General features: G+C 61.1%; 14 protein-coding genes and 2 pseudogenes. 5 read left to right on the plus strand and 11 right to left on the minus strand.

The annotated features are described in order from the left end of the window. Window positions 1–1376: ESPR domain-containing protein (locus tag P0D89_RS17120; RefSeq protein ID WP_408376926.1), on the minus strand; the 1376-nt coding region annotated here is incomplete at its 3' end. A gap of 734 nt (window positions 1377–2110) precedes the next feature. Here P0D89_RS17120 and P0D89_RS17125 point away from each other — a divergent pair. Beyond that, window positions 2111–2792, plus strand: a pseudogene (locus P0D89_RS17125) (transposase); the annotation flags it as partial. 900 nt (window positions 2793–3692) lie between these two features. Here the strand turns inward: P0D89_RS17125 and P0D89_RS17130 are convergent. Next, complete coding sequence (locus P0D89_RS17130) at window positions 3693–5807, minus strand: ATP-binding protein (RefSeq protein ID WP_408359282.1); 2115 nt, start codon at window positions 5805–5807, stop codon at window positions 3693–3695. 286 nt (window positions 5808–6093) lie between these two features. After that, window positions 6094–6891, minus strand: a complete 798-nt coding sequence (locus P0D89_RS17135) for a hypothetical protein (protein ID WP_408359280.1) — start codon at window positions 6889–6891, stop codon at window positions 6094–6096. Between the two features lie 423 nt (window positions 6892–7314). On the opposite strand from P0D89_RS17135, the gene P0D89_RS17140 reads away from it, so the two are divergent. Beyond that, complete coding sequence (locus P0D89_RS17140) at window positions 7315–7989, plus strand: response regulator (RefSeq protein ID WP_408359292.1); 675 nt, start codon at window positions 7315–7317, stop codon at window positions 7987–7989. Window positions 7990–8402: 413 nt separating this feature from the next. Then, complete coding sequence (locus P0D89_RS17145; RefSeq protein ID WP_408359278.1) at window positions 8403–9107, plus strand: response regulator; 705 nt, start codon at window positions 8403–8405, stop codon at window positions 9105–9107. A gap of 203 nt (window positions 9108–9310) precedes the next feature. Here P0D89_RS17145 and P0D89_RS17150 read toward each other — a convergent pair whose 3' ends face one another. From P0D89_RS17150 to P0D89_RS17165, 4 genes are all read right to left on the minus strand, one after another. After that, the gene (locus tag P0D89_RS17150; protein ID WP_408376927.1) at window positions 9311–12838 is read right to left on the minus strand and encodes an ATP-binding protein; all 3528 of its coding nucleotides are present in this window, start codon (window positions 12836–12838) and stop codon (window positions 9311–9313) included. Window positions 12839–13043: 205 nt separating this feature from the next. Next, window positions 13044–13952: a haloalkane dehalogenase gene (locus tag P0D89_RS17155; protein ID WP_408359274.1), complete on the minus strand. Its 909-nt coding sequence runs from the start codon at window positions 13950–13952 to the stop codon at window positions 13044–13046. After that, complete coding sequence (locus P0D89_RS17160; protein ID WP_408359272.1) at window positions 13949–14587, minus strand: TetR/AcrR family transcriptional regulator; 639 nt, start codon at window positions 14585–14587, stop codon at window positions 13949–13951. The genes P0D89_RS17155 and P0D89_RS17160 overlap by 4 nt, the downstream gene beginning before the upstream one ends. Before the next feature lie 129 nt (window positions 14588–14716). Further along, window positions 14717–15484 carry an SDR family NAD(P)-dependent oxidoreductase gene (locus P0D89_RS17165; RefSeq protein ID WP_408359270.1) on the minus strand — a complete coding sequence of 256 codons (768 nt, stop codon included), beginning with the start codon at window positions 15482–15484 and terminating at the stop codon, window positions 14717–14719. A 372-nt stretch (window positions 15485–15856) separates the two neighbouring features. Between P0D89_RS17165 and P0D89_RS17170 the strand changes: the two genes are divergently transcribed. Next, window positions 15857–16528, plus strand: a complete 672-nt coding sequence (locus P0D89_RS17170; RefSeq protein ID WP_408359268.1) for a peroxiredoxin-like family protein — start codon at window positions 15857–15859, stop codon at window positions 16526–16528. A gap of 48 nt (window positions 16529–16576) precedes the next feature. Here P0D89_RS17170 and P0D89_RS17175 read toward each other — a convergent pair. Then, window positions 16577–17509: pseudogene (locus P0D89_RS17175) on the minus strand (LysR family transcriptional regulator). A gap of 754 nt (window positions 17510–18263) precedes the next feature. Here P0D89_RS17175 and P0D89_RS17180 point away from each other — a divergent pair. Next, a complete protein-coding gene (locus tag P0D89_RS17180) occupies window positions 18264–19607 on the plus strand; it encodes a sigma 54-interacting transcriptional regulator (RefSeq protein WP_408376929.1) in 1344 nt (447 codons plus the stop codon). On the opposite strand, the gene P0D89_RS17185 is transcribed toward P0D89_RS17180, so the two are convergent. Genes P0D89_RS17185 through P0D89_RS17195 form a run of 3 tightly spaced genes read right to left on the minus strand, consistent with a single transcriptional unit; the run spans window position 19608 to window position 22259 of the window. Next, entirely contained in the window at window positions 19608–20378 is a 771-nt protein-coding gene (locus P0D89_RS17185) for an amidohydrolase family protein (protein ID WP_408359262.1), read from the minus strand. It abuts the gene before it with no gap. Next, entirely contained in the window at window positions 20375–21136 is a 762-nt protein-coding gene (locus P0D89_RS17190) for a GIY-YIG nuclease family protein (RefSeq protein WP_408359261.1), read from the minus strand. The genes P0D89_RS17185 and P0D89_RS17190 overlap by 4 nt, the downstream gene beginning before the upstream one ends. Continuing rightward, complete coding sequence (locus P0D89_RS17195; protein ID WP_408359259.1) at window positions 21129–22259, minus strand: aminotransferase class I/II-fold pyridoxal phosphate-dependent enzyme; 1131 nt, start codon at window positions 22257–22259, stop codon at window positions 21129–21131. The genes P0D89_RS17190 and P0D89_RS17195 overlap by 8 nt, the downstream gene beginning before the upstream one ends. Window positions 22260–22274: the final 15 nt, after the last annotated feature.

The raw sequence follows: 22274 nt of genomic DNA on the forward strand, positions 1-22274 counted from the left end.
TCCGCGTTCTGCGTCGTGCGGCCGTCGAGATTGCTGATCGCATCACCCACATTGCCAACCGTCGTGCCGCCCACGCTGTAGCTCGGCGCCGACACCGTGCCGTCCGGGTTCACCGTCGAACCGCCACCCAGCGCGCTCGCCACCGAGCTGCTGGTGCCGTACAGCTGGCTGCCGTTCACTGCGTCCGTGCTGGACGCATTCACCACGCCGCTGGCGACGTTGCCGAGCTTGACCGGCGCGCTCGCACCGGCACCCCCCATCGTGACACTGGTGTGCGTGGCGTCATCGTACTTGACCGCATCGGCCGCGGCATTCGCGGCACTGGCCACGGCCGCGTTCACCTGGCCTACGGTGGCCGCGTCGGTGTCGGCGGTGCCGGCGCCTACGTTGCTGATCGTCTGACCCGCTGCGTCGATGCCGCTGGCCGTCATGCTCGGACCGCCCGCGATGGTCACGCCGTTGGTGTTCATCACCGTGTTGCCCGTCGTCACCGACGTGAACGCCGCGTTGTCCGCCATCTGCAGTTGCACGTTGCCGTTGCCGTCCACCTGCGTTTTCAGGTTGGCACCCGAGTAGGTGCCGGCCGTGGTGGCCGCACCCTGGATGGTCACAGTGTCACCCAGCTTCTTGCCAACCGTACCGCTGTTGCCCGCGAAGGTGATCGGCGTGTTAGTCACCGTGGTGAGGGCGCTGTTCACGGTGGCGATGTTGGTCGTGTTCGTCGTCACGCGGCCGTCGAGGTTGCTGACCGCAGCACCCACATTGCTGACCGTCGTGCCGCCCACGCTGTAGCTCGGCGCGCTGATCGTGCCGTCCGGGTTCACCGTCGAACCGCCACCCAGCGCGCTCGCCACCGAGTTGCTGGTGCCGTACAGCTGGCTGCCGTTGACCGCGTCCACGCTCGTGGCGTTCACCGCGCCCGCGGCCAGCCCGGTAATCGTGTTGTTGTTCATCTGCACCTGGTTAAGCATTGAAATGCCGCCCGTGCCCTTCAGTTCAAGCTTTCCGTTTACATACCCGGTTATGCGGGCCGTCGCTGTACTGAAGCCGTTGTCTCCGGTATCGGTGCCAGCATTATTGAGCGAAAAGCCATATGCAGTTTGCGTCCCACCGTAGCTACAGTTCAAAGCGGCACCCGTTGCCGAACCCGAGCCCCAGGAATAACCGTTGGTGGCATTTCCATTGCACAACTGCAAACCAGAACCGGCCGCCTCTGCCGCGGGCGAACCCATCAGTCCTGCCAGGCCTACCATAGTGGCGACTGCGCCAGCCACGACCTTCGACTTGCTACGCTTGCCGCGCGCAACCGTATTCTCGGAGGCCGCTACCCACGACCCAAGGGCTTCATTCCAGACACTGATATAGGACTTGTTCATGATGTTGATTTCTCTAAAATTAATTCACAATAATCAGGTATGCGAATAACATGGATGTCGATGCGTATCGACATGCCTGATCAGACCTTCGCGAAAAACGGGATAACGGGTTAGGGGGCGCTGCGCCGAGCAACCAGCAGAATCCAGTTGCTGATACAGGACTTGTTCATTGCGTCAATTTCCATATGATTAAAAATATACGATGTATTAAGTTATCCGAAATATATGGAGATCATGTTCACATGACATGCTCCAGCAGAGCTCCGTCAAAAATTCGCGGGACCGACGATTCGAGGTAACGCCGGGCTAAATGAACCGGCATCAGGGAGATCGGATTCGCTGCCCTCCGGGGACCTGTCGTTTGTCCTGCAACCTGATTGCATTGTATTTTTTTGAGATCTTTTTGAAATCCGACCAGTTATGAAACCTCCCACATTCGACCTGACTAGTCCGAAAGTGAGCGCGAGGCGCCCCGCCAGGCCACATGACGTAAGGGCGGGGTACCCGCCCTTATTCGATCAGTCGTAGAGGATCTGCACAGTCACGATGGCTGTGAAAAGTCCGATCTTCGGGGTTCCGAGGGGAACCAGCGTCGCAGACAAGGGCACGTCGATATGTGCCTGGCTTGCCGAAAAGTTCGCCAGGGAAAAGGCTCGCGTACAGGCAGATGCTGGCCGTTGCTATCCTGAATACTGATGCCAAAATTGCTGTCCGAAGCGGGCAGGATCAGATGCAAGGTCGTGTGCGTTACCGAAGGGCGGGACGCCGCCACCATCGAGCAGTTCGCCGCCCACCTGGGCGAGCAGCACGCCAAACCCCAGCAGATCACCTCGGTCAGCATCGACATGTCGGCCGCCCTCATCAAAGACGTAAGCCTTCACCTGCCCAATGCTCGCATCACTTTCGACAAGTTCCATGTCGTCGCCCAAGCGTCGTTTGCCTTGGACAAGGCGCGGCGAGACCGACCCAGATCTCAAGGGTCTGCGCTGCGCGCTGCTCAAGGACCGCTACTAGCTGTCCGCGGCGCAGCGCACCGACCTCGACGCGCTGGGCGCCGACGCCACGACACAGCGTACCGCCCGCGCCTGGCTGTATCGGGAGCAATTGCGCGACATCCCCCATCGCAAACAGATCAGCGTGGTCTCCGCGATGCTCGAGCAGTGGTACACCAACGTGATGCACTCCAAAGTTGAACCCACGAAGGAGGTGGCTCGCATGATTCGCAAGCACTTCGACGGTATCGTTGCCTGGACACAGACGCGCCAGACCAACGGCTTCCTGGAAGCTCTCAACGGCCTGTTTCAGGCCGCCAGGCGACGCGCGCGCGGCTATGCCAACTTCACCACCATGCGCACCGTGCTGTTCCTGATCGCTGGAAAGCTCAACATCGCCCCGATCAACCCGCATTCCGCATAACCCACCTACACGCACCAACGATCCGCGGCCTAGCAATAGGCTCATCTAGCGCGGCATGCATCGCCTTATCGACATTGAAATTGGACATTGGTTTGAGTGTGACAACTGTGGATAATCGCAGGTATTCCCGAAAACCTTACAAGACATTCCGGCACAGCCTTACAATACAACAGTCTTCGCGATTTAGCCTTTCGTGCAATCGCAATGAGTACCTGGATCCGCGATGCGAACTTTCATACCAGTCAAATTTATTAAGAAGTATTAAACGCCCAAACTTGATTTCAACACTTCTTTTTTCACGGTTTGCACGAACTCAATTCCGTGAAAATCTGTCAGGATTATCGGGCATCGGTTGCCGAGCATAGGGGCAGCGGTTCCATACAGTCTCACTGACGCGAGTGTATTTCGGCAAACCTAAACAAATGTGTGTGGGGAGTGTTGTGATGCTGCTCTCGAGGCCAGTTGCAGAAGCCATCATGTTTTTTCTGTCGAGGAGATTCATCGTGAAAATGACCATCGCAATCCAATAGAGAATCTGATGAAAGACGGAGCAAAGTGCCTCAATTCCTTGTGTTTTATCAGATAGCGATGTCAAGTGATGCCATAGGAGATGGAAATGTCAAATGACGAACGGTGCGCAACAGTTCGAGCGCTACTTGCGTTCGCCGATCTGCGTAAGAGTGAGGAACGCGAGTTTATCTCAACCATGAATCTCCTGCTTCGCGCTTCGCCGAAGAGACGGCGGGAAATAATTGATCAGATTAGGGAGGAGTCTTCAAGCAGGACGAATATCCCAACCGCTTACCGCCCGGATTCAAGATAGTTATCGCCTCGACAATTCTATTTTGGATGGCTTTTCGGCCGGCCGCCGAAACTGGACGCTCCTGCGAATGCGCCGCGTCACGCATGCATCAATCCGATTTCCGGCATCTCTTGAAGACACGACGCGATATCGACGCCGGCCAGCCCGACGAAGCCCTCGCTCCTAATCCTTGCGTCCAGGGCGGCGCATCGTTCCGCGAGCGCACATTGTCTGAATACGCCCAGGGTGCCCCGCAGCGAGTGCAGTTCGGCGAGCACGCGCACCGCGTCATTGTTCCGCTGAGCGCTGGCGATCGCCGCGAGCGATGCATCGAACGACGCGAGAAACACCTGCCGCAAGTCGCTAGGCAATGCGTCGCCGCCCAAGAGATCGTCGCCGGCATCTTCCGTCTGGCGGGTATCTACCTGCGCTGCGTCAACCGGCATACCGGTCAGCTCCGATAGCGCCGCCCGCAGCCGCGCGAGCGACAGCGGCTTGCTCACCACCTGGGCGATGCCCAACGCCTCGCAGCGCTTGCGTTCCTCCAGCGTGGTCGCAGCTGTGGCCGCCATCACCGGCATTCCCGGCCAGCGCTGGCGCGCCTCGCGCGCCAGCGCATAGCCATCCATCTCCGGCATCGATAGGTCGGTCACCAGCACGTCGAAGGTCTGTCGCGACAGCCACGCAAGCGCCCGCTTGCCGTCTTCCGCCAGCACCGCATCGCAGGCCAGGAGCTTCAGCTGTTCTTCGAACAGTCTGCGGTTGGCGGCATTGTCCTCCGCCACCAATACCTTCAGCCGGCGCGGCAGCAACTGCGGCGTCTCGGCCGCCGATTCCAGCGGCACGCCCCGCAGCGTATGCTGTAATGCGCTCGCCAGCCCCATCAAACCGTAGCTTGACACACTGACGAAACGGCCCTTCGCCATGGGATTTGCCGGACCCTCAGCACTACAGTCGATCACCCACGATGCCCCCTCGACCAGCCTGCTCTCGTCATCCGCATGCCACGTGTCGCGCTCGCCGCAAAGGATGACTGCCTTGACCTCGTCCAGCATCGCCTCGTCGATCTGCGCCGGGTGCCGGTACGCGTTCACCGTCAGTCCCCACGCCTGCAGCGCCGGCACCGCATAGGCGTGCCATGCATCGGCCGCGGCGACAAACACCACAGGCTCGCCTATAAACCGTGGCATCCCCGACGCGGCCGCGGGTTCGCCCAAGGGCACTCGCACGGTGAAGCAGCTACCGTTGCCTGGCTCGCTGCGCACCGCAATGCTACCGCCCATCGCCTGCGCGAGCCGCGCGCACAGTGTGAGTCCGAGACCCGTGCCGCCAAAGCGGCGACTGACCGTAGCGTCCGCCTGACTGAACGGCTCGAACACCGCCGTCTGCTGTTGCGACGTCATGCCGATGCCACTGTCCTCCACCTCAATCAACAGCATCGCCCCGACGTCCGCCGACACCCGCAGCGTCACCTCGCCGCGTTCGGTGAACTTGATCGCGTTCGACAGCAGGTTGTTGATCACCTGCCCGAGCCGCGTCGGATCGCCGTGTATGAGCCGCGCCGTCACCACGCCGAAGTCACCCGACAGCCGCAACCCCTTAGCACGTGCCACCGCCCCGAACATCGTCAGCGAGCGCGACGCCACCTCCAGCACATCGAAGCCGATGTGCTCCAGCGTCATCTCGCCCGCCTCGATCTTCGAGAAATCCAGCACGTCGCTGATGATCGTGAGTAGCCCGTCCGCCGACGCGCGGATAGTCTTCAGCCGGTCACGCTGCAACGCATCGAGCCTCGATTGCGAGAACAGTTCAAGGTTGCCGAGAACCGCATTCAGTGGCGTGCGGATCTCATGGCTCATCATCGCCAGGAAGGCCGACTTGGCTGCACTGGCCAGGTCCGCTGTCTCCTTCGCCTCGCGCAACCGCTGCTCGAGGCGCTTATGTATTGTCACGTCCGTAAATGCCGTGACCAGCACGTCCTCGCCCCGGTAACGCGCAGGCGCCACGTTCACCGCCAGATCGATCGAACCGCCATCGCGCGTGGGCAGCGTCAACTCCTCGTGGATGATACCGCTGTCGCCGCATGTGCCCTCCTGTTTACGCTCGCGGTACCGTGCGGCCAGTTCGGACGTCAGCGTCGGCGCCGGCACGACCAGGAGCTTCGTGGTCTCGACCATGGTCGGGCTGTACAGAAGCGGCGTGCCGTTCTTCATTGCGATCAGTCCCAATCCGACTGGCGCTGTGTCGATCAGCGTACGGCTCAGGCGCTCGCTCTCGAATACGCGTTCCGAGCGTTCGATAACAGGCCTGAACACGCGTCGCCTGAAATATGTCAGGAACACCCATACAGCCACCAACGTAGCGATGGTCATCCCCGCACTGATACCGATCTGCTTGCCTATGCCCGCAACGATATCGCGCCAGGTATAGGTGTAAACAAGCACCCAGCCCGTCTCGCCAAGACGTTCGGCAATCGTGAAAGCACCGTGCCGCCAGATTTCACTCCCCGATCGTCCTCGCAACGCCTAAGGACGGCTCGCCATCCTTAAGGACGGAACCCGGCGCATGCCCAGCCGTGCTCGCGACGATCTCCCCTTTTTCCGACACGATCAAATAGTTACCATCGAACTGGTCTACACGCAGCGGCGTAGTCAGAAACTCTGGTTCGTATTCGGTCACCAGCATCGCAAACGGCAACCCATTGTGGAACGCGGGCGCAGCGAGGCGAATGGCCATCTTGCCGGTCAGCGGACTAACAGCCGGCGGTATCCAGAACATGGATGGGCGTTGATCGGATTCGCCGCCTGCACGGATATCAGCCAGGTTGTCGAGGCCCTCCGCGAGGGCCGTCATCAGATGCTTATGGTCGGCGGGCGTCCCGAGCATGGACGGATTGGAAGACGAAGGCGAAGGCATGATGCCGGCAATATCGTGCCGCATGCCGTAGAAATAACCGGGAAGTTGGTGCCCGCGCGCCAGTGAATGGACGATGCGGGCGCGGCGGAGTTCCTGCGCAAGAACCAGATAGCGGCCTATCTCATCGTCCGACAGCGCATCGCCGTTCACTCCGAATATTCGTTGCGGCCACAGAGCAGGCGACGGGTGAAGAACGAATTGATACCCATCCGATCGAAAGCGCTTGACGAGCGCGGAGTCGACCTTCGGCGCTTCATGCCATGTCAGCTCTGCGCCTACGAGCGCGGTGCGGAACGATTCTTCGCTCGCCCTGATCTGGCCCAAGATCAGATCGCGGTCGACGATGAAATCCTGCCGCTCCGCCGCAATGTGCGTGCGCAAAGCCGACAGCGTCGCGAACGCGAACGCGAGGAGCATCATGACCGTCGTCACCAGTCCGCTGCCGAACACGAGGAGCCGCTTGTAGCGGCGCAGTTGATTCAGGGAGTGATGTTGTGGACTGGACGACATGGCGGCACCGGTTCATGCTGTGTATGAGCGGCGCGCCGTAGGTCATTTCTGCACGATGCGCCCGTTGAAAGCAATTATCAAGGCACGAAGCGGAGTCTGGAGAAATCGACCCAGAAAACTGGATTAATCCTAGATAAGATGCGAGTGTTTTCAGACTAGTCAAGATTTAACTATTTTCTTCGGGTGTCAGTCTGAGCTTTGGGATAGGATTCTCGGATAAGTCAGTTTCATGTTTATGCATAGCCAGTCACATCCCCTCTTCACTCTTATTCTGCGGAGGTCTGCATGAGCAACATGAAGATCCGCCTCGTACTCGCTGACGATCATCCGGCCGTACTGTCAGGCATCAAACACGGTCTGGCCGTACTTCCCACCTTGGAAGTGATCGGTACCGCCGCAGACTCCGGCGAACTAATCAAACTGCTGGACATGAAGGCCTGCGACGTCGTCATCACCGATTACGCAATGCCCGGCGGAGAGTACGGGGATGGCATGACGCTGCTGGCTTACCTGCGGAGAACCTATCCGGAGCTCAAGATCATAGTCTTCACGACGATAGAGAACCCCGCCCTTGCCCAGGAGATCAAGAAGCTTGGCGTGCACGCGGTATTGAGCAAATCCCATGACACCAGTCATCTGATTTCGGCGGTTCACGCTGTGTACGCCGGCGCCACATACTTTCGCTCGACGTCGCGCGTTCAGGAAGGAGAGCTTCTTAAAGCGTCCGTTAGCGGGGACGCACGCGAACGGACGCTGACCCCACGCGAGATGGAAGTCGTCCGGCTTTTTGTGTCCGGTATGTCCATCAATGAAATCGCGGAGCGACTGCATCGTACGAAACAGACAATCAGTTCCCAGAAGACCCGGGCAATGCGCAAACTCGGTATAGACCGCGATGCCGATTTATTTCGTTTTGCCTACGAAACCGGACTCGATGTCGCAACCGACCCCACAAAGCTGCATGAATGAGTGGTCTCTTCACCGAAGAGCGAGCACATGGCTCGATGCCGCATCGAAATATCGGCGCTTATGCAGCGCTATTTGCAGGGAAAATGTCCCCGGCAGCACCGGCGTGAGGTGTCTGCGGTCATCCTTCTCTGAGCGCCCGTGGCCGGCGCGATGCGCCCGCGAATCCAAGTATTGACCAGATTGTGCTCCACCGCGAAAACCGAAACGTCCCTCGGGGCCCATGACATCGCCGCGTCCTATTGTCTTGAATGGCAATTAGGGTTTGCCACATGTGATTCGATCGAAATTTCAGACTGGTCAGAGACGCTTCGGCATTAAATCTGGCCAATACGAAACAGGCGTCTCATCGTCGGTAATACATTACAAGCTCCTCGGAAATTACCCGATAAGCAGGTCAACCGATTGAAGGCACCATGAGAATCAACCTGATACTTGCTGACGACCATCCGGCATTGATCGCCGGTGTCAAGCATGAATTATCGCGAATCCACACGCTCAACGTCGTGGGAACGGCCCGCGACTCGACAGAACTTGTCGACTTGCTATCGTGGGTACCGTGCGACATTCTCGTCACTGACTACTCGATGCCTGGCGGAGAATACGGTGACGGCATGGCAATGCTGTCGTTCGTGCGGCGCCGACATCCTGACCTGAAAATTGTCGTATTCACTACGATCGACAACATGGCCATTGCTGCCGAAATGCGGAAAATCGGTATTCATTCGGTGCTGAACAAGGCAAAAGATATCGGCCGTTTGATTACGGCGATCCATGCGGTGCATGCCGGTGCAATCTATTTTTCACCCACCACGCGCGAGCATGGCGAAGTGGCCTCGCCCGCGCAGTTCTCTAGCAAAAGCGTGTCCGCGCTCTCGAGCCGGGAAGCGGAGGTCGTGCGTCTCTATGTGTCTGGCGTCACGATCACCGAAATAGCTGCGCAGTTGAACCGGACGAAGCAGACAGTGAGCGCCCAAAAAAGGACCGCGATGCGTAAGCTTGGAATCGAGCGCGATGCGGAGCTATTCAGATATGCATACGAAGTCGGATTTTCCGCTTCCATCGGTCAACCAAAAGCAACGGCTACTGATGCGGACTCTAGCGACTTCGCAGAAATTTGACGCATGCACGGCCGGCGAGTGGTTTCGACAAGGGCGGTCAATTTCATGACCGCTTTTTCTTTCTACGCCTCTCCTCAAAATATCCATGTACAGGGGTCCCAATTTCAACAGGACTGCAAATCAACGGATAGCTATCGTTTTCATTTCATATCCCGACGTCTTCACGGTAGGCACGCGTTCTTTCCGTTGTCGTCGCTAACACCTCAACGTGGTAAACCCTTGACGCTCGTCGCATCCTCCGCATGGCGCAGATCTGCGGGCGGCAACGCCCTACGCACGAGTCGGACGATCTCCAGCAGTGCGTCGCCCCTTTCCGACCGCTCTGCAAGCTCGAGGATGCGCGCCAGGACTTGACGTAAATCGGTCGCGTCGGCCGCGATAACTGCCCGCAAATGACCGTCGAAGGCCTCGATCAAATTATGCGCCGAGGGGACACCCTCCTTCGATATCGTGGTTTGCATTTCAGCACACTGATCTGCAAGCGCGTCATAGTCGAACACGGCCAGCGCCCCCCGCAGAGAGTGCAACTCCCCGAGTATCCGTGCCGCGTCCCCGGCATCGTACGCTGCATGGAGCACTGCTAGTGACGCCTCGCACGATCTCAGAAACGTCGCTCGTACCTGCTCCGGTACTGTCCGCCCGCCCAACACACCATCACGCTGGCCCTCCTGCCTCCCCGCTTCCACCGGGATACCCGGCACGCCGGCCACCTCCGACAGCGTCGCCGACAGCTCATCCAGCTGCAGCGGCTTGGTCACCACCCGCGCTATCCCGGCCGCTTCACACCGCGTTCGCTCCTCCAGCGTCGCACTCGCCGTCGCCGCTACGATCGGCATCTCCGGCCAGCGTGCCTGGGCCGCGCGGGCAAGGCCATAGCCGTCCAGCACCGGCATTGCCAGATCCGTCACCAGCACGTCGAAGCGTTCCCGCGACAGACATTCCAGCGCTTGCTGCCCATCTTCCGCCACCTGCGGCTCGCAACCCAGCAGCTTCAGCTGCTCTTCGAACAGTTGCCGGTTCACCGCGTTGTCTTCCGCCACGAGGACCTTCAACCTGCGCGAGAGCACCCGCTGCGTCTCTTTGTCCACCTCCAGCGGCTCGCCCTGCAACGTGTACCGTAGCGCCGCCGCCAGCCCTTTCAGCCCATAGCTCGACACCTTCACCACCCGTCCCGTTGCGACAGGATAGGCCGGACCTTCCGTACTGCAGTCGATGATCCAGGATGACTCTTCCAGCAGGTCGCGCTCATCATCCGCGTGCCAGGTCCCGCGCTCGCCACAGAGGATCAATGTGTCCGCCTCCTCCAGCGTCTCTGGATCGAATTGCGCCGGATGCCGGTACGCCTGCACCCTTAGCCCCCATGTCTCCAGTGCTGAGACCGCATACGCATGCCATGCGTCCGCATTTGCCACGAACAGCACCAGTTCGCCCGAGAAATGCGGACTATCCGGCCCGGGCGCGGCTTCACGGTCCCCCAGCGGCACCCGCACGGTAAAGATGCTGCCCTTGCCAGGCTCACTGCGCACTACGATCGTTCCGCCCATCGCGTCCGTCAGCCGCGCGCACAACGCCAGACCCAGGCCTGTGCCGCCAAAGCGCCGGCTGATCGTCGCATCGACCTGACTGAACGCCTGGAACAGCATTGCCTGCTGCTCGGGCGACATCCCGATCCCGCTGTCTTGCACTTCGACCACTAGCCAGCCAGCTCGATCGTCGCGACCGCCCTCATCGTTCGTGCCTGCCCTCACCGACAGCCGCAACGTGACCTCGCCCCGCTTCGTAAACTTGATGGCGTTCGACAGCAGGTTGTTCAACACCTGGCCCAGCCGGGTCGGATCGCCCTGCATCGGCTGGGTCGCCGAAGTACCGAACTCGCCCGCCAACCTCAAGCCTTTCGCCCGCGCCACCGGTCCGAACATTGTCAGGGCTCGCGAGGCCACCTCCTGCGCGTCGAACACGATCCGCTCCAGCGTCATCTCGCCGGCCTCGATCTTCGAGAAATCCAGCACGTCGCTGACGATCGCGAGCAGCCCATCCGACGAGCCGCGGATTGTCTTCACCCGGTCGCGCTGCAACGCATCAAGCTGCGAGTGCGACAGCAGTTCCAGATTCCCCAGGATCGCGTTCAGCGGCGTGCGGATCTCATGGCTGATCGCCGCGAGGAACGCCGATTTCGCCGCGTTGGCCGAGTCGGCCGACCGCTTCGCCTCCCGTAGTTGCCGCTCGAGGTTCTTTTCCGCTGTCACGTCCGTGAACGCCGTGACCAGCACGTCCTGCCCCTGGTAGCGCGCCGGTACGACGCTAACCGAGAGGTCCATCGTCCCGCCTTCACGCGTCGGCAGCGTCAGTTCCTCGCGAGTCACCTCTTTCGCCCCGATTGCCCCACCCCGTTGCAGGTGACGGCGAACCAGTTCCGCCGACAGCGGTGGCGCCTCGACGAGCATCCGGGCCGCCTTGTCGATCATCGTCGGGCTACGCAACAGCGGCTTTCCGCTCTCCACTGCAATCAGCCCGAGCCCGACTGGCGCCGTCTTGATCAGCGTCCTGCTCAGGTGCTCACTTTCGAACACCCGTTGCGAGCGCGCCAGAACCGGCTGGAAGACGCGTCGATTGAAGAGCAGGATGAGCGTCCATACCACCAGGATGATCGCTCCCATCGTTGCGGCTGACACGCCAACTGGACCACTCACATCCCTCGCGATGGCGCGCCACGACTCGACAAAAACGAGCGTTGCACTCCTGTCGCCGATTGGCCAGCCAAACAGCATGTGGCCATCGCGAAAGATTGGACCCGTCGCCTTGGAAATGTCCGACACACCCAGAGCGCGCGCGACAGCTAACGCCTCCGGGCCAACCGGACGCCCGGCTTCCGACGTGATCACCTGTCCATCGCGCGCGAAAAGCAAGAGCGAGCCGTCAAATGCCGTATTTCCCAGAGCAGCAGTGACTGCGGAAACCGGTAACTCGCAAACAACGACGCCGAACGGCTTCTGCTTATCGTCGAACACGGTCGCTGCAACCCGGATCGCAGGATTGCCACTGAAAGGACTCTCGTAGGTGGGGAGCCAGCGCAGCACAACGTCCCCGGTGCTGGGATCGCGCAATGGCGCGTCTTCCGGAGCAAGAAGATTGCCGTGGGGGTCGGTCAGTGCGGCCACAAGCGCCGCGTGATCGGAAAGCAGCTTGTCCATCCGCGCATCGCCGGGCCATGGCACCGCCACCATGCCCACCAGCGCATGATCGCGGCTGTACAACCACGAGTTCAATACGCCTCCGTTCCGCTCTGCCACGGCCGTAAACGCGCGACTCAACTGTTCAGCAAGCCGGATATAGCGGCTGACTGCCACAGCGGGCGGAACTTCGGAAGATGCACCGACCAACGTCACGGGAACGTGATCGGGTGCCTTCTGAAGACGAAGTATCTGACCGTTGTGGCTGAATTGATCAACAAGGGCTGGGTCGGCCCGTTGATCGGCCCTCCAGGAGACTTCGAAGATCCGTAAATTGTTTCGAAAAATCGCGGCGTTGCGCGTGTACAGGTCGGAGAGCCGGTTTGCACTAAGCGACATTTCCTGGCGCTGGACCATGACATAGGCACGCACGATGGACACCGCGTTGATGATGAACGCGGCCAGCACAACCACCGTGATCGCGGCCCCGCCGCCAAACATCAACAGACGTTGATAGCGGCGGAAGCGGTCCAGCACACTGCCTTGCGCGGATCGGGTCATAGGTTCTGAAGGAGTCGGCGCTTTTGCCGGGCGCCCCTACACAGAGTGGCTCACGCGGCGGGTATCCGGTTGATTATCCACCTCACGGCGAAGCCGCGAAAGAGGGATTGACCACGCCAGGCGGCCGGGAAGTCTGGTGCAAACGGCGATATGTCGCGATTGGGCAGCCGTGCGGCTCGACAGCACCCTTAGAGAACCGCCTAGCCTACAATGTGAGCCTTTGTTTCGGGCTAGACCCTGCTCCCAGTCCGACTAGCCATTCATTGACAGTAGTGCCAATGACTTCAGGATGGTCCTCCTGCAGGTAGTGAATGCCAGCGCCAAGCTCAACAACTCTGCAATCCTTAAGTTTATCTACAAATTTTTCAGCAACGTTCGGCGAGACCAGAGCACCAGGATTTGCAGTGAAAAGCAGCTTCGGATAAGCCGACTCTTCGAGCGCGCGATGTGCTTCCTCCAGGATTGAGTACACATCAGCCGGCTCTCCGGCAATCGGCAACTCATTCGGGAAGCGCCAGGTCGGACGACGTGATTCGGGGGTTGGAAATGGTGCCCTGTACACAGACATTTCGTCGTCCGTCAGCTTTCGTACAGTAGCCGCGGGCAGAACCTGCTCCACGAACGCATTGTTTTCAAGAATCATCTGCTCCCCCACTCCGGGGGTCCTGAACTTCCGGAAAATTTCCCGCGCATCCGCATGAAAATCGTCCCAGGTCGGCATGGGCCAGGTGAATTCCATAAAAGCAAGCCCACGAACAAACTCGGGCCGGCGGGCCGCCAGGTGAAATGCCAGCGCGGTTCCCCAGTCCTGCGCTATGACGTATGCCTGCGAGATTCCAGCGTTATCGAGGAACGCGTCGAGGTAGCGCACATGATCGGCAAATCGATACTCGATGTCTGGCTTTCCCGATTGGCCGAACCCAATGAGGTCCGGCGCAATGCAATGCGCCACCGGCGCAACCAGCGGAATGATATTCCGCCATATGAACGACGATGTCGGGTTTCCATGCAAAAAAAGCGCCACCGGTACTTCAGGATTCCCCGCCTCCCGGTATGCCATGGTGGACCCCAGCACCTTCACATGTGGCAGCACAACGTCAGGAAGGACGCTCATTTCTGCTCCTTGAATATAGTCTGGAAAACGATGTTCTTGAAGCGATCGAGCGCGGCAGGACCGCGCTCCACCTTCATGCGGAGAATTGCGCCTTCCCAGGAAGCGAGAAGAAATTCGGCGAGATCCAGCGGATCGAAGGTGGAGTCGATTTCGCCGGCGGCTTGAGCCTCGGCGATGCATGATGTGAACGGAGCACGCCATTCCTGGAATATGGCCTCAAGCCTCTTGCGCAAGAGTTTGCTCTGAGAGGTGGTCTCAAGACTGAAATCGCCGATCAGGCAACCGCGATTCCATTTGTCATCCGCCAATACGCCGCTGATGATGTCCAGATACCGTTTGAGCCGCTGCCGGGGAGTCAGTGACCTGTCGCCCAATGCCTGTCCGACCAACCCCTTGGTGTGAGCAAAATAGCGGTCCAGTACTTCCTCGGCAAACGCCTCTTTGGAACGGAAATGATTGGTAAAGGAGCCATGAGGAGCACCGGCGGCGGCACAGATATCGCGCACGCTTGCTCCCTCATACCCTGAACGAAGCATGACCTGAAGGCCGGCGGCAAGAATGTCTTCACGAAATGATGGTTTGCCCATGACAGCAATACAGTCGTGCGTATTCTTGTAAAGAATAGACGTCCGCATTCGCATGTCAAGCCCTAACTTGATCGACGGCCGCCTCCGGCGCACGTGCGGATGTTTTCGCATCCGCACGTGCTTCTGCCGGTGAATCAGCGTCTCGCAACGTGCCTGCGAGACCGCACTTCGGCTTCCTCAGGCAATCCAGCCACCATCGACGGTCAGACTTTCGCCGGTGGTGTAGCCTGCTTCGGGGCTCGCCAGATAGGCTACCGCCGCTGCGATTTCTTCGGGCTTACCGAAGCGGCCCATGCTGGCGAGCCTGGTCATCGTTGCGTGGTCTTCCGTCCCCGGCTGGGGAGACAGTTCAGTGTCGATCGGGCCGGGCTGGACTGCGTTGACGGTCACGCCGTACTTCCCCAACTCGCGCGAAAGACCGCGTGTGAAGCCCCGAATGGCGAATTTCGACGCGATGTAAAGCGTTACGCCAGGCAGCGGCGCTGCTTCGCCGAAGGCGGAGCCCACATTGATAATGCGTCCCCAGCCCGTCTTGATCATGCGCTTTGCCGCGTCCTTCGCCAGTTCGATCGGCGCACGCACATTCAGATTGAAGTGCGTGTCATAGGACGTCTGCGACGACTCGAGGAACGGTCCGTATTCAACGGTGCCCGCATTGTTGACGAGAATATCGAGCCGCCCTTCGAACTTGCCGCCGAAGACGCCGCCCACTGAATCGATCAACGCTGTCACACCTTCCGGCTTCGACAGATTGGCGCCCACTGCCTCGGCCTCGCCGCCTGCATCGCGGATCGCCTTGACCACGGCCTCCGCGCGTTCCGAACTCGACGCGTAGTGGACGATGAGCGACGCGCCGTCCCGCGCGAGACGGGTTGCGATGGCGGCGCCGATACCGCGAGAAGCGCCGGTTACGAGTGCAAGTTTGCCTTTCAGAGCTTGAGTCATGATTACCTCGATAGTGAGTTTTCAAGGGGTCGCGCAATACCCTGGCGTGGGGATTCGCGGACCGCTGCATGTGCGCCAATGCGTTCCTGCATTGGTTGATGCGTATCGTCCGCTCGCGTCGGAATACGCGGTAGTCATCGGGGAAGAATAGGCCCTATTCCTGTGCGGTGCGCTTTTTCGGGCCGCGGCGCCGGTTGCGATGCAAGTCACCGCCACTGCGCCGCTTCGTTGGGCCGCGAATGCGCCTATGCATAACATGCCTGCCCGGAATAGCTGCTATCGACGCGAGATGCCTTCTACTGATGATCTGGGAGAGCCAACCTGTGGCTATCGCAAGGCCGCGCCAGCCTCGATCACTCAAGGAGATTTGCGATGGCACTGCAAGACAGACTCGACGCTTTCAAAGCCGACTTCAAGGCCGGCAAAGCGCCTTATCACGCACCGCCAGAAATCCACCCGCTCATGGAACGCGCGACTGCCGAGCTGATCGCGAGCGGTCAGGCGGCCCGTACCATCAAGGCTGGCGACCGCGCACCGCAATTCACGCTGAAGGACCAGAACGCCAACGAGGTCTGGTCAGCCGATCTGCTCGCGCGGGGGCCGCTCGTCGTGACGTTCTATTGCGGCGTATGGTGTCCGGACTGCAACATTGAGCTCCAGGCGATCAACGAAGTGCTGCCGCAGATTCACGCCTACGGTGCGAATGTGGTCGCCATTTCGCCGCAGACGCCGGTTCATAGCCGCGAGTCGGTGCACAAGAACAGGTTGCGTTTCCCGGTGCTGAGCGACCTCAACGGCGAGACCAGCGCAGTGTTCGGTCTACGCTTTTCGCTGCCTGGCTATCTCGTCGACCTGTACAGGCATCTGAGAAGCGACCTCCCGGCGTTCAACGACGACCACAGTTGGACTCTGCCCATGCCTGCGCGTTACGTCATTCGGCGCGACGGTATCGTGCTGTACTCGGAAGTCAACGCGGACTACACGCGCCGTCCCGATCCCGGCGACATGTTCGTGGTGCTCGAAAAGGCCACTGCGAAGGCGTAAACGGATAACTCACCGGCCGCAATTCTTCTGTTTTCGGCGCCCGGCACGTCAATCGGCACCAGTGGATTCCGGGCCGATTGCCGCACTGCCATCGTGCCCACCAAGCAGGTGCTCGACGAAAGCGACGAAGGCGCGCCTCTTCGTCGTCGCCGTGCGGCCCGATGGGAAAACTGCCCAGACGTCGATGGGCGGCAGCGTCCATTCGGTGAGAACCGCTTGCACAGTGCCGTCGGCGAGTTCAGGGGAGAACATCCATTCCGACGCGACGGCGAGGCCCATGTGCCTCAGCACTGCCGTGCGCATGCCCTCGGCCGCGCTCACGCTTACCCGGCCCGACACGGCCACGGCGACCTCGGCGCCATCGTTGCGGCTGAACGCCCACGACTCGCCGCCACCTCGCAGCGAGTAGACGATCGCCTGGTGTCGGCTCAGATCCGCCGGTGTCTTCGGAATGCCGGCTTCCTCGAAATAGCGCGGCGTCCCGACAACCAGTCGCCGTCCTCGCAGGATGCGTCGCGCGGTCATCGTCGAATCGTCGAGCGTACCCATGCGCAGCGCCACGTCGACACCCTGTTCGAGCAGATCGATAGAGCGGTCGTCGAGGATGATGTCGATACTCAGTTTCGGATGCCGGTCGAGGAAAGTCTTGAGCGCGGGCAGAACATGCAGTCGCGCGAACGTGACGGCTGCACTGATCCGCAAGCGTCCGGAGAGGCCGTCCGACGATTCCCGCACTGCCTGTTCGGCCTGATCTGCCTCATCGATCGCACGGCGGGCGTGCTCGTAGAATCGCTGACCCGCGTCCGTCGGCGTCAGGCCTCAGGTTGAGCGGAGCAGGAGGCGCGCGCCGAGATGCTCTTCCAGTTGCGCAATCGACTTCGAGACTGCCGGCTGACCCAGCTTAAGCCGGCGAGCGGCGGCAGAAAAGGAACCCGCGTCCACCACGGTTGCAAACGTTTCCATCGCCATCATGCGGTCCATGCGTTGCTCTCCTGCGATCTTGTTGTAATCGGACAGCACAGTCTAGCGAGCATCGGCTCCTGCTGTCTTCGGTGGCGGAAAATGTGGAACCGTCGTCTGCGAGGACAGGTCAAGTCGGTGCGACTGGCGGGTTGCGTTTGGTCCAGAAATCCAACATCCCTTCCGGAACGGAACCCGCCTGGATCGTCGAAATAAATCAGGGTCTGGGGAAGTGCCTGGAGTGTGACAAGTCTTGATTCATTGTTTCGCGTGATTGAAGGTCACGACAAACAGGATCAGAGTTGCTCTCCCAGCGTTCTTTGGCGTATATGCTGCATTCGCCACGACCGCTCTCACGGCGTCCGCTTTCCATGAAGCTGCGCACGACGAAACGAGGCGTATTGCGAAGACGCCAACGCAGCAATGCCCTTTGCCCGCCTCAATCGCATTCCAAACCCCGACCGCTTGCGTCTGCGTGGGCCATTGCGCAATGTTGGGAACCTTCACTCCACGCTGAGCGCGCGACGACAACCGCACGGGTTGTAATGTCCGGACGATACATCTTTCGAAACCCAATCGGATCGCCTATTTTTATTCGTGCGATTTCGTTTCGTTTACAAACCACGAATGTGAACGTCCGTGAGCGGCTTCGCGGCATAAAGCGTTGTCTCGTCCTTGAATATTTTCATTCATCGACACGATCAGAGGCATCGCTTCCGTTTGTGCAATTTCACCGCTTGGCCGAATCTGATTTCCCGTGCTTGCGAGGTATTGGATGCGTGTCGTTCTCCACGACGAGGACGCGCAGCGGCTTGGACAGATGCTGCGCCAGCACGGCTTGCCGGAAGACGTGGACCTATCCGGTGCGGGCGAAGGCCTGCACGTCGTCGTGGTGCTTGCGCACGCTCAGCGCGTTGCGTCGGCCGCCGATCACTGGCTGCGGCGCTTTCCTCTACCCGACGCGTTCATCGCCGGATGCACCTCTAGTACCCGCTGCCAATGTCAGGCTGAAACGTGGTGGCCCGCGTCGGTTTGCGATGTCGTCTCGGCCGACGACGAGGACACGCTGCTCAGCGAACTCGCCCTGCGCCTCGCCCGGCTCGCGTCGCTGGAAGCGGTCCTCGCGTCCGACTGGCTGCGCAGGCGGGCCGTCGGCGAGTCGGCCGTATGGCGCGCAACGTTGCGCGAGGTGGCCGAGGTCGGACGCTTCGGTCGTGGCGCCTGCCTGCTGCTAGGCGCGAGTGGTTGCGGCAAGGAACTGCTCGCACGGCTGATTCACGATCTCGACCCTGAGCGCCGGCCGGGCCCCTTCGTCGTGGTCGACTGCACGACCCTCAGCCCGGAGCTATCCGGCAGCGAATTGTTCGGCCATGCGAAAGGTGCGTTCACGCACGCCATTAGCGCCCGAGACGGGGCGGTCACGCTGGCGGACCGCGGGACGCTTTTTCTCGATGAGATCGGTGAACTCGAATTGCCATTGCAGGCGCGCTTGCTGCGCGTCATTCAGGAACACGCGTTCAAACGCGTCGGTGAAGATATCTGGCGCAAGTCGGATTTCCGGCTGGTCTGCGCGACTAACCGAAATCTTGAAGCCGAGGTGCTGGCGGGCCGCTTTCGCAGCGATCTATATTTCCGCATGACGCAGTGGACGGTACGCGCGCCCACTCTTGCAGAGCGGCGTGAAGACATTCCGCTGCTGGTCCGGCATTTTCTCGCGGAGCACGGCGATCCGGTCCCGCAGGTGATGCCCGAGGTCATGCGGCAACTGGCCGGCGCCGACTATCCGGGCAACGTGCGGGAACTGCGCAATGTCGTGCACCGCATGGCGGACCGGCAGCACGGCTTTCGTGTGCTGAGCACCGGCTGTCTTGATGGACTCGCCATCGATACGAATACGGCCGGCAGCGCCGACGGCTGGGAGCAGACCTTCGCCCGCGCGGTGGAAGGCGCGCTGGACGCCGGCCTCGGCCTGAAGAACATCGGGCAGATCGCGGAGTCGATCGCAGTGCGGATTGCCGAGCGCCGCGCCGGATCGACTGGGCGCGCCGCGGAACTACTCGGGGTGACGCCGCGTGCGTTGCAATTGCGCCGGCAAGGACGCCCGTCGGAAACCGGCTAGTCATCCGGCCAGCACGCCTGTTGAACGCGACACGGACGGCACTCGCGAGCGCCGCAACAGGCGCAGCGCGTTGCCGCCCGCGATAGCGGCAAAAGCGGCCGGCGAAGGCCGCAGCGCACGGATCTTCGCCAGTTCGAGGCCGGGATGCAGCCACGGCCCGTCCGAACCGAACAGCAACTTGGCCGGTCCCGCTCGCGCGAATGCTTCCTCTAGCAGATCGAAGCGCCGCACGCCCGCGGTGTCGGCAAACAGATTCGGATAGCGCACGATCAGGTCGATGACCTGCCGCTGCGCGGCCCAATCGTCGGCGAAGCTGCCCAGATGCGCGAACACGAAGGCCACATCCGGATGCGTCTGCGCGAGCAGACTCAGCGCGCCCGTGTCGCCGCCCGGGTCGTACAGCACAGGCAATTGCCAGCGCTGCGCGGCGTCGCACACCTGTCGGTGAATGCGCGCGTCGTGACGATGAACCTTGATGCCGCGCAAGCCGAGCCGCATCACGGCCTCTTCGATCATCCGGTGCATCCGTTCGCGGTCACGTTCGGCATGCACCATCGCGAAACCGATCCAGCGGCGCGGATCGGCGCGCACGATGGCGGCGACGTCGCGATTGCCCTGCGCATAGTCCGACTGAAATACCGGCAGAAGCACCGAGCGGGCGATGCGGGCTTCGCTCGCCCGGCGCGCATATGCGGAAAGCGGAGCAGTCGTATCCCACGGCCCGGTCATGCCGTCGCCCTGCCCTGCGTGCACATGGAAATCGATGATCATGTCGACCACTCGAATTGACCACCCGCCGGACGCTCGACCCGGTTCCGGCTCACATAAGGCGACGACAGTCCCTTGGGCAGCAGGTGAGTGATCTTCAACGGTCCGGGGCCGACCTTCATCTCCACCTTCAATTGCCGGTTCATCACGTGGTCGCGCAGCGCGCGCACCAGCGTGTGCTCGGTCGCCCGCAGCGCGCTGGAATCGACATTGGCTACCGCCACGCTCAAGCCGGTATTGCCGTGATTATTCGCGCACCAGAGATGCAAGCGCAAACGCTGCGGCAGGTTGGCCGACATGCCGACATAGATCGCGTTGCTCCCGCGCCGCAGGATATAGACGCCTGCGCCTTTGACCTTGTTCGGTGCATCTTCGAGCGGTAGCCAGTCCTTCCATTCCAGATCGACGGTCGCCGACTTGGCCATCGACTCGAACTCGAATTGCGGCGCGGCACCCTCGTAAAGATGAGCGCTGGGCGGCTGCGACAAGAGACTGATCCCAAGCAGCGTAAGCACTCCCTGCTGCTGTCGTGCAAGCAGACAGGCCTGACAGCACGCCCCCGAACTCTGCAGGCGAGCCGTGCCGATGCGCGGCTGCGTGCTCACACGGCGCGCGCGCGCAATGATTTGTCGCAAGTCCCGGATCAGCGCTTGCGGCGGTGTGCCGGGCGGATAGCGGCGCACCTCGGCGATGAGCCGCATCGCACGGCGCATGCGCCACGGCGCGAGTTCGAGCGTTTCACCATCTGCGGTCTTAAACATGCTGGCGTTCCTCCATCGAAGAGCGGCTTGCCGTAACGTGTCCGGTGCCGGGCAACCGAACGGCGAGCGCGGCCATTGCCGAAAGCAGCGCATCGATATCGGCCACGCAGTGATTCGCGCGGATCACGACAGCCAGCGCGTAGCGTCCCTGATGCTGACGCAGCAGCGCGGTACGAAAGCCGCTGCTGCGAAGCCCTGCATGCAGCGCGAGCGTGCGCTCTGTCGTATCCAGATGCATCTGCTGCAGCGGATGATCGCGCCGTGAGACCTGCAGATCCGACAGACAGTTGCGCACCAGCCATCGCAAGCCGGCGTGCAGATGCCTCAGGAGCAACAGCAAGCCCGCACGCAATTGCGCGCCTTCGCGCCGGTTAATCTCCAGCGCGTTGAGCCCGGCGAGCAACGCGACCTGGCTCGCGGCGCTGCAATGCGACTGCGTGGGCCCATCGCGGGCGATTTCGCGCACCAGCGCGTCCGGGCCGCACAGCGTCGCCAGCGGCGCACCGAAGGCCTTGGCCCACGACGCAAACAGCAACACCGGTTGTGCGGGCGCAAGACCCGCATACCGCACCGCGCCGCCGCCTCCATGTCCCCATGGATGCCGCATCGCCGGACGCTCGCCCATCAAGCCGAGCATTTGGCTGTGATCGACCACGATCAACCCTCCGTGACGGCTCACCAGTTTCAGATAGCGGCCAATCGGCACAATTCCGCCTTCAATGCGCGTCGCGTCCGTCATCACCGCGGGCGGCCTCGCGCTGCGCCGCTTCGTGAGACGCTGCGCCAGATCCGCAAGATCGCCGTGACGGAACCAGGCGACCGGCACGCCCAGGCCCACGGCGCGTTCGAGGCCCCATCGCATCACCGGATACAGCGCTTCGTCGGCAACCAGCGCATGCGTGCGTGCGAGCCGGTCGAACACGTCGATCGCGAGATGCAGTGTCGAAGGCGCCACCAGACCCGCTTCGCAGCCTTGCAACGCGGCGGCCTGCGCCGCGAGCCGGTTGGCGAGCGGCGCAGCGGCGAGCGATGCAGGCGTGCCCGTCGTCAACGCCGCATAGTCGTCTAGTTGCGCGGCAGGATGCTGCAGGCCCAGATAGAGCGCCGAAGCAAAATCGATCATTGCGGATTCCGTTTT

This window comes from Paraburkholderia sp. RL18-085-BIA-A (assembly GCF_046027075.1).
GTDB lineage: Bacteria > Pseudomonadota > Gammaproteobacteria > Burkholderiales > Burkholderiaceae > Paraburkholderia.

What these genes read in the sequence shown, in the direction of transcription:
- P0D89_RS17190 (WP_408359261.1), bottom strand. Translation starts at nt 21,136, where the DNA reads ATGTTTAAGACCGCAGATGGTGAAACGCTCGAACTCGCGCCGTGGCGC.
- P0D89_RS17130 (WP_408359282.1), bottom strand. Translation starts at nt 5,807, where the DNA reads ATGAAGAACGGCACGCCGCTTCTGTACAGCCCGACCATGGTCGAGACC.
- P0D89_RS17160 (WP_408359272.1), bottom strand. Translation starts at nt 14,587, where the DNA reads ATGCGGACGTCTATTCTTTACAAGAATACGCACGACTGTATTGCTGTC.
- P0D89_RS17150 (WP_408376927.1), bottom strand. Translation starts at nt 12,838, where the DNA reads ATGACCCGATCCGCGCAAGGCAGTGTGCTGGACCGCTTCCGCCGCTAT.
- P0D89_RS17180 (WP_408376929.1), top strand. Translation starts at nt 18,264, where the DNA reads ATGCGTGTCGTTCTCCACGACGAGGACGCGCAGCGGCTTGGACAGATG.
- P0D89_RS17195 (WP_408359259.1), bottom strand. Translation starts at nt 22,259, where the DNA reads ATGATCGATTTTGCTTCGGCGCTCTATCTGGGCCTGCAGCATCCTGCC.
- P0D89_RS17165 (WP_408359270.1), bottom strand. Translation starts at nt 15,484, where the DNA reads ATGACTCAAGCTCTGAAAGGCAAACTTGCACTCGTAACCGGCGCTTCT.
- P0D89_RS17140 (WP_408359292.1), top strand. Translation starts at nt 7,315, where the DNA reads ATGAAGATCCGCCTCGTACTCGCTGACGATCATCCGGCCGTACTGTCA.
- P0D89_RS17185 (WP_408359262.1), bottom strand. Translation starts at nt 20,378, where the DNA reads ATGATCATCGATTTCCATGTGCACGCAGGGCAGGGCGACGGCATGACC.
- P0D89_RS17170 (WP_408359268.1), top strand. Translation starts at nt 15,857, where the DNA reads ATGGCACTGCAAGACAGACTCGACGCTTTCAAAGCCGACTTCAAGGCC.
- P0D89_RS17145 (WP_408359278.1), top strand. Translation starts at nt 8,403, where the DNA reads ATGAGAATCAACCTGATACTTGCTGACGACCATCCGGCATTGATCGCC.
- P0D89_RS17155 (WP_408359274.1), bottom strand. Translation starts at nt 13,952, where the DNA reads ATGAGCGTCCTTCCTGACGTTGTGCTGCCACATGTGAAGGTGCTGGGG.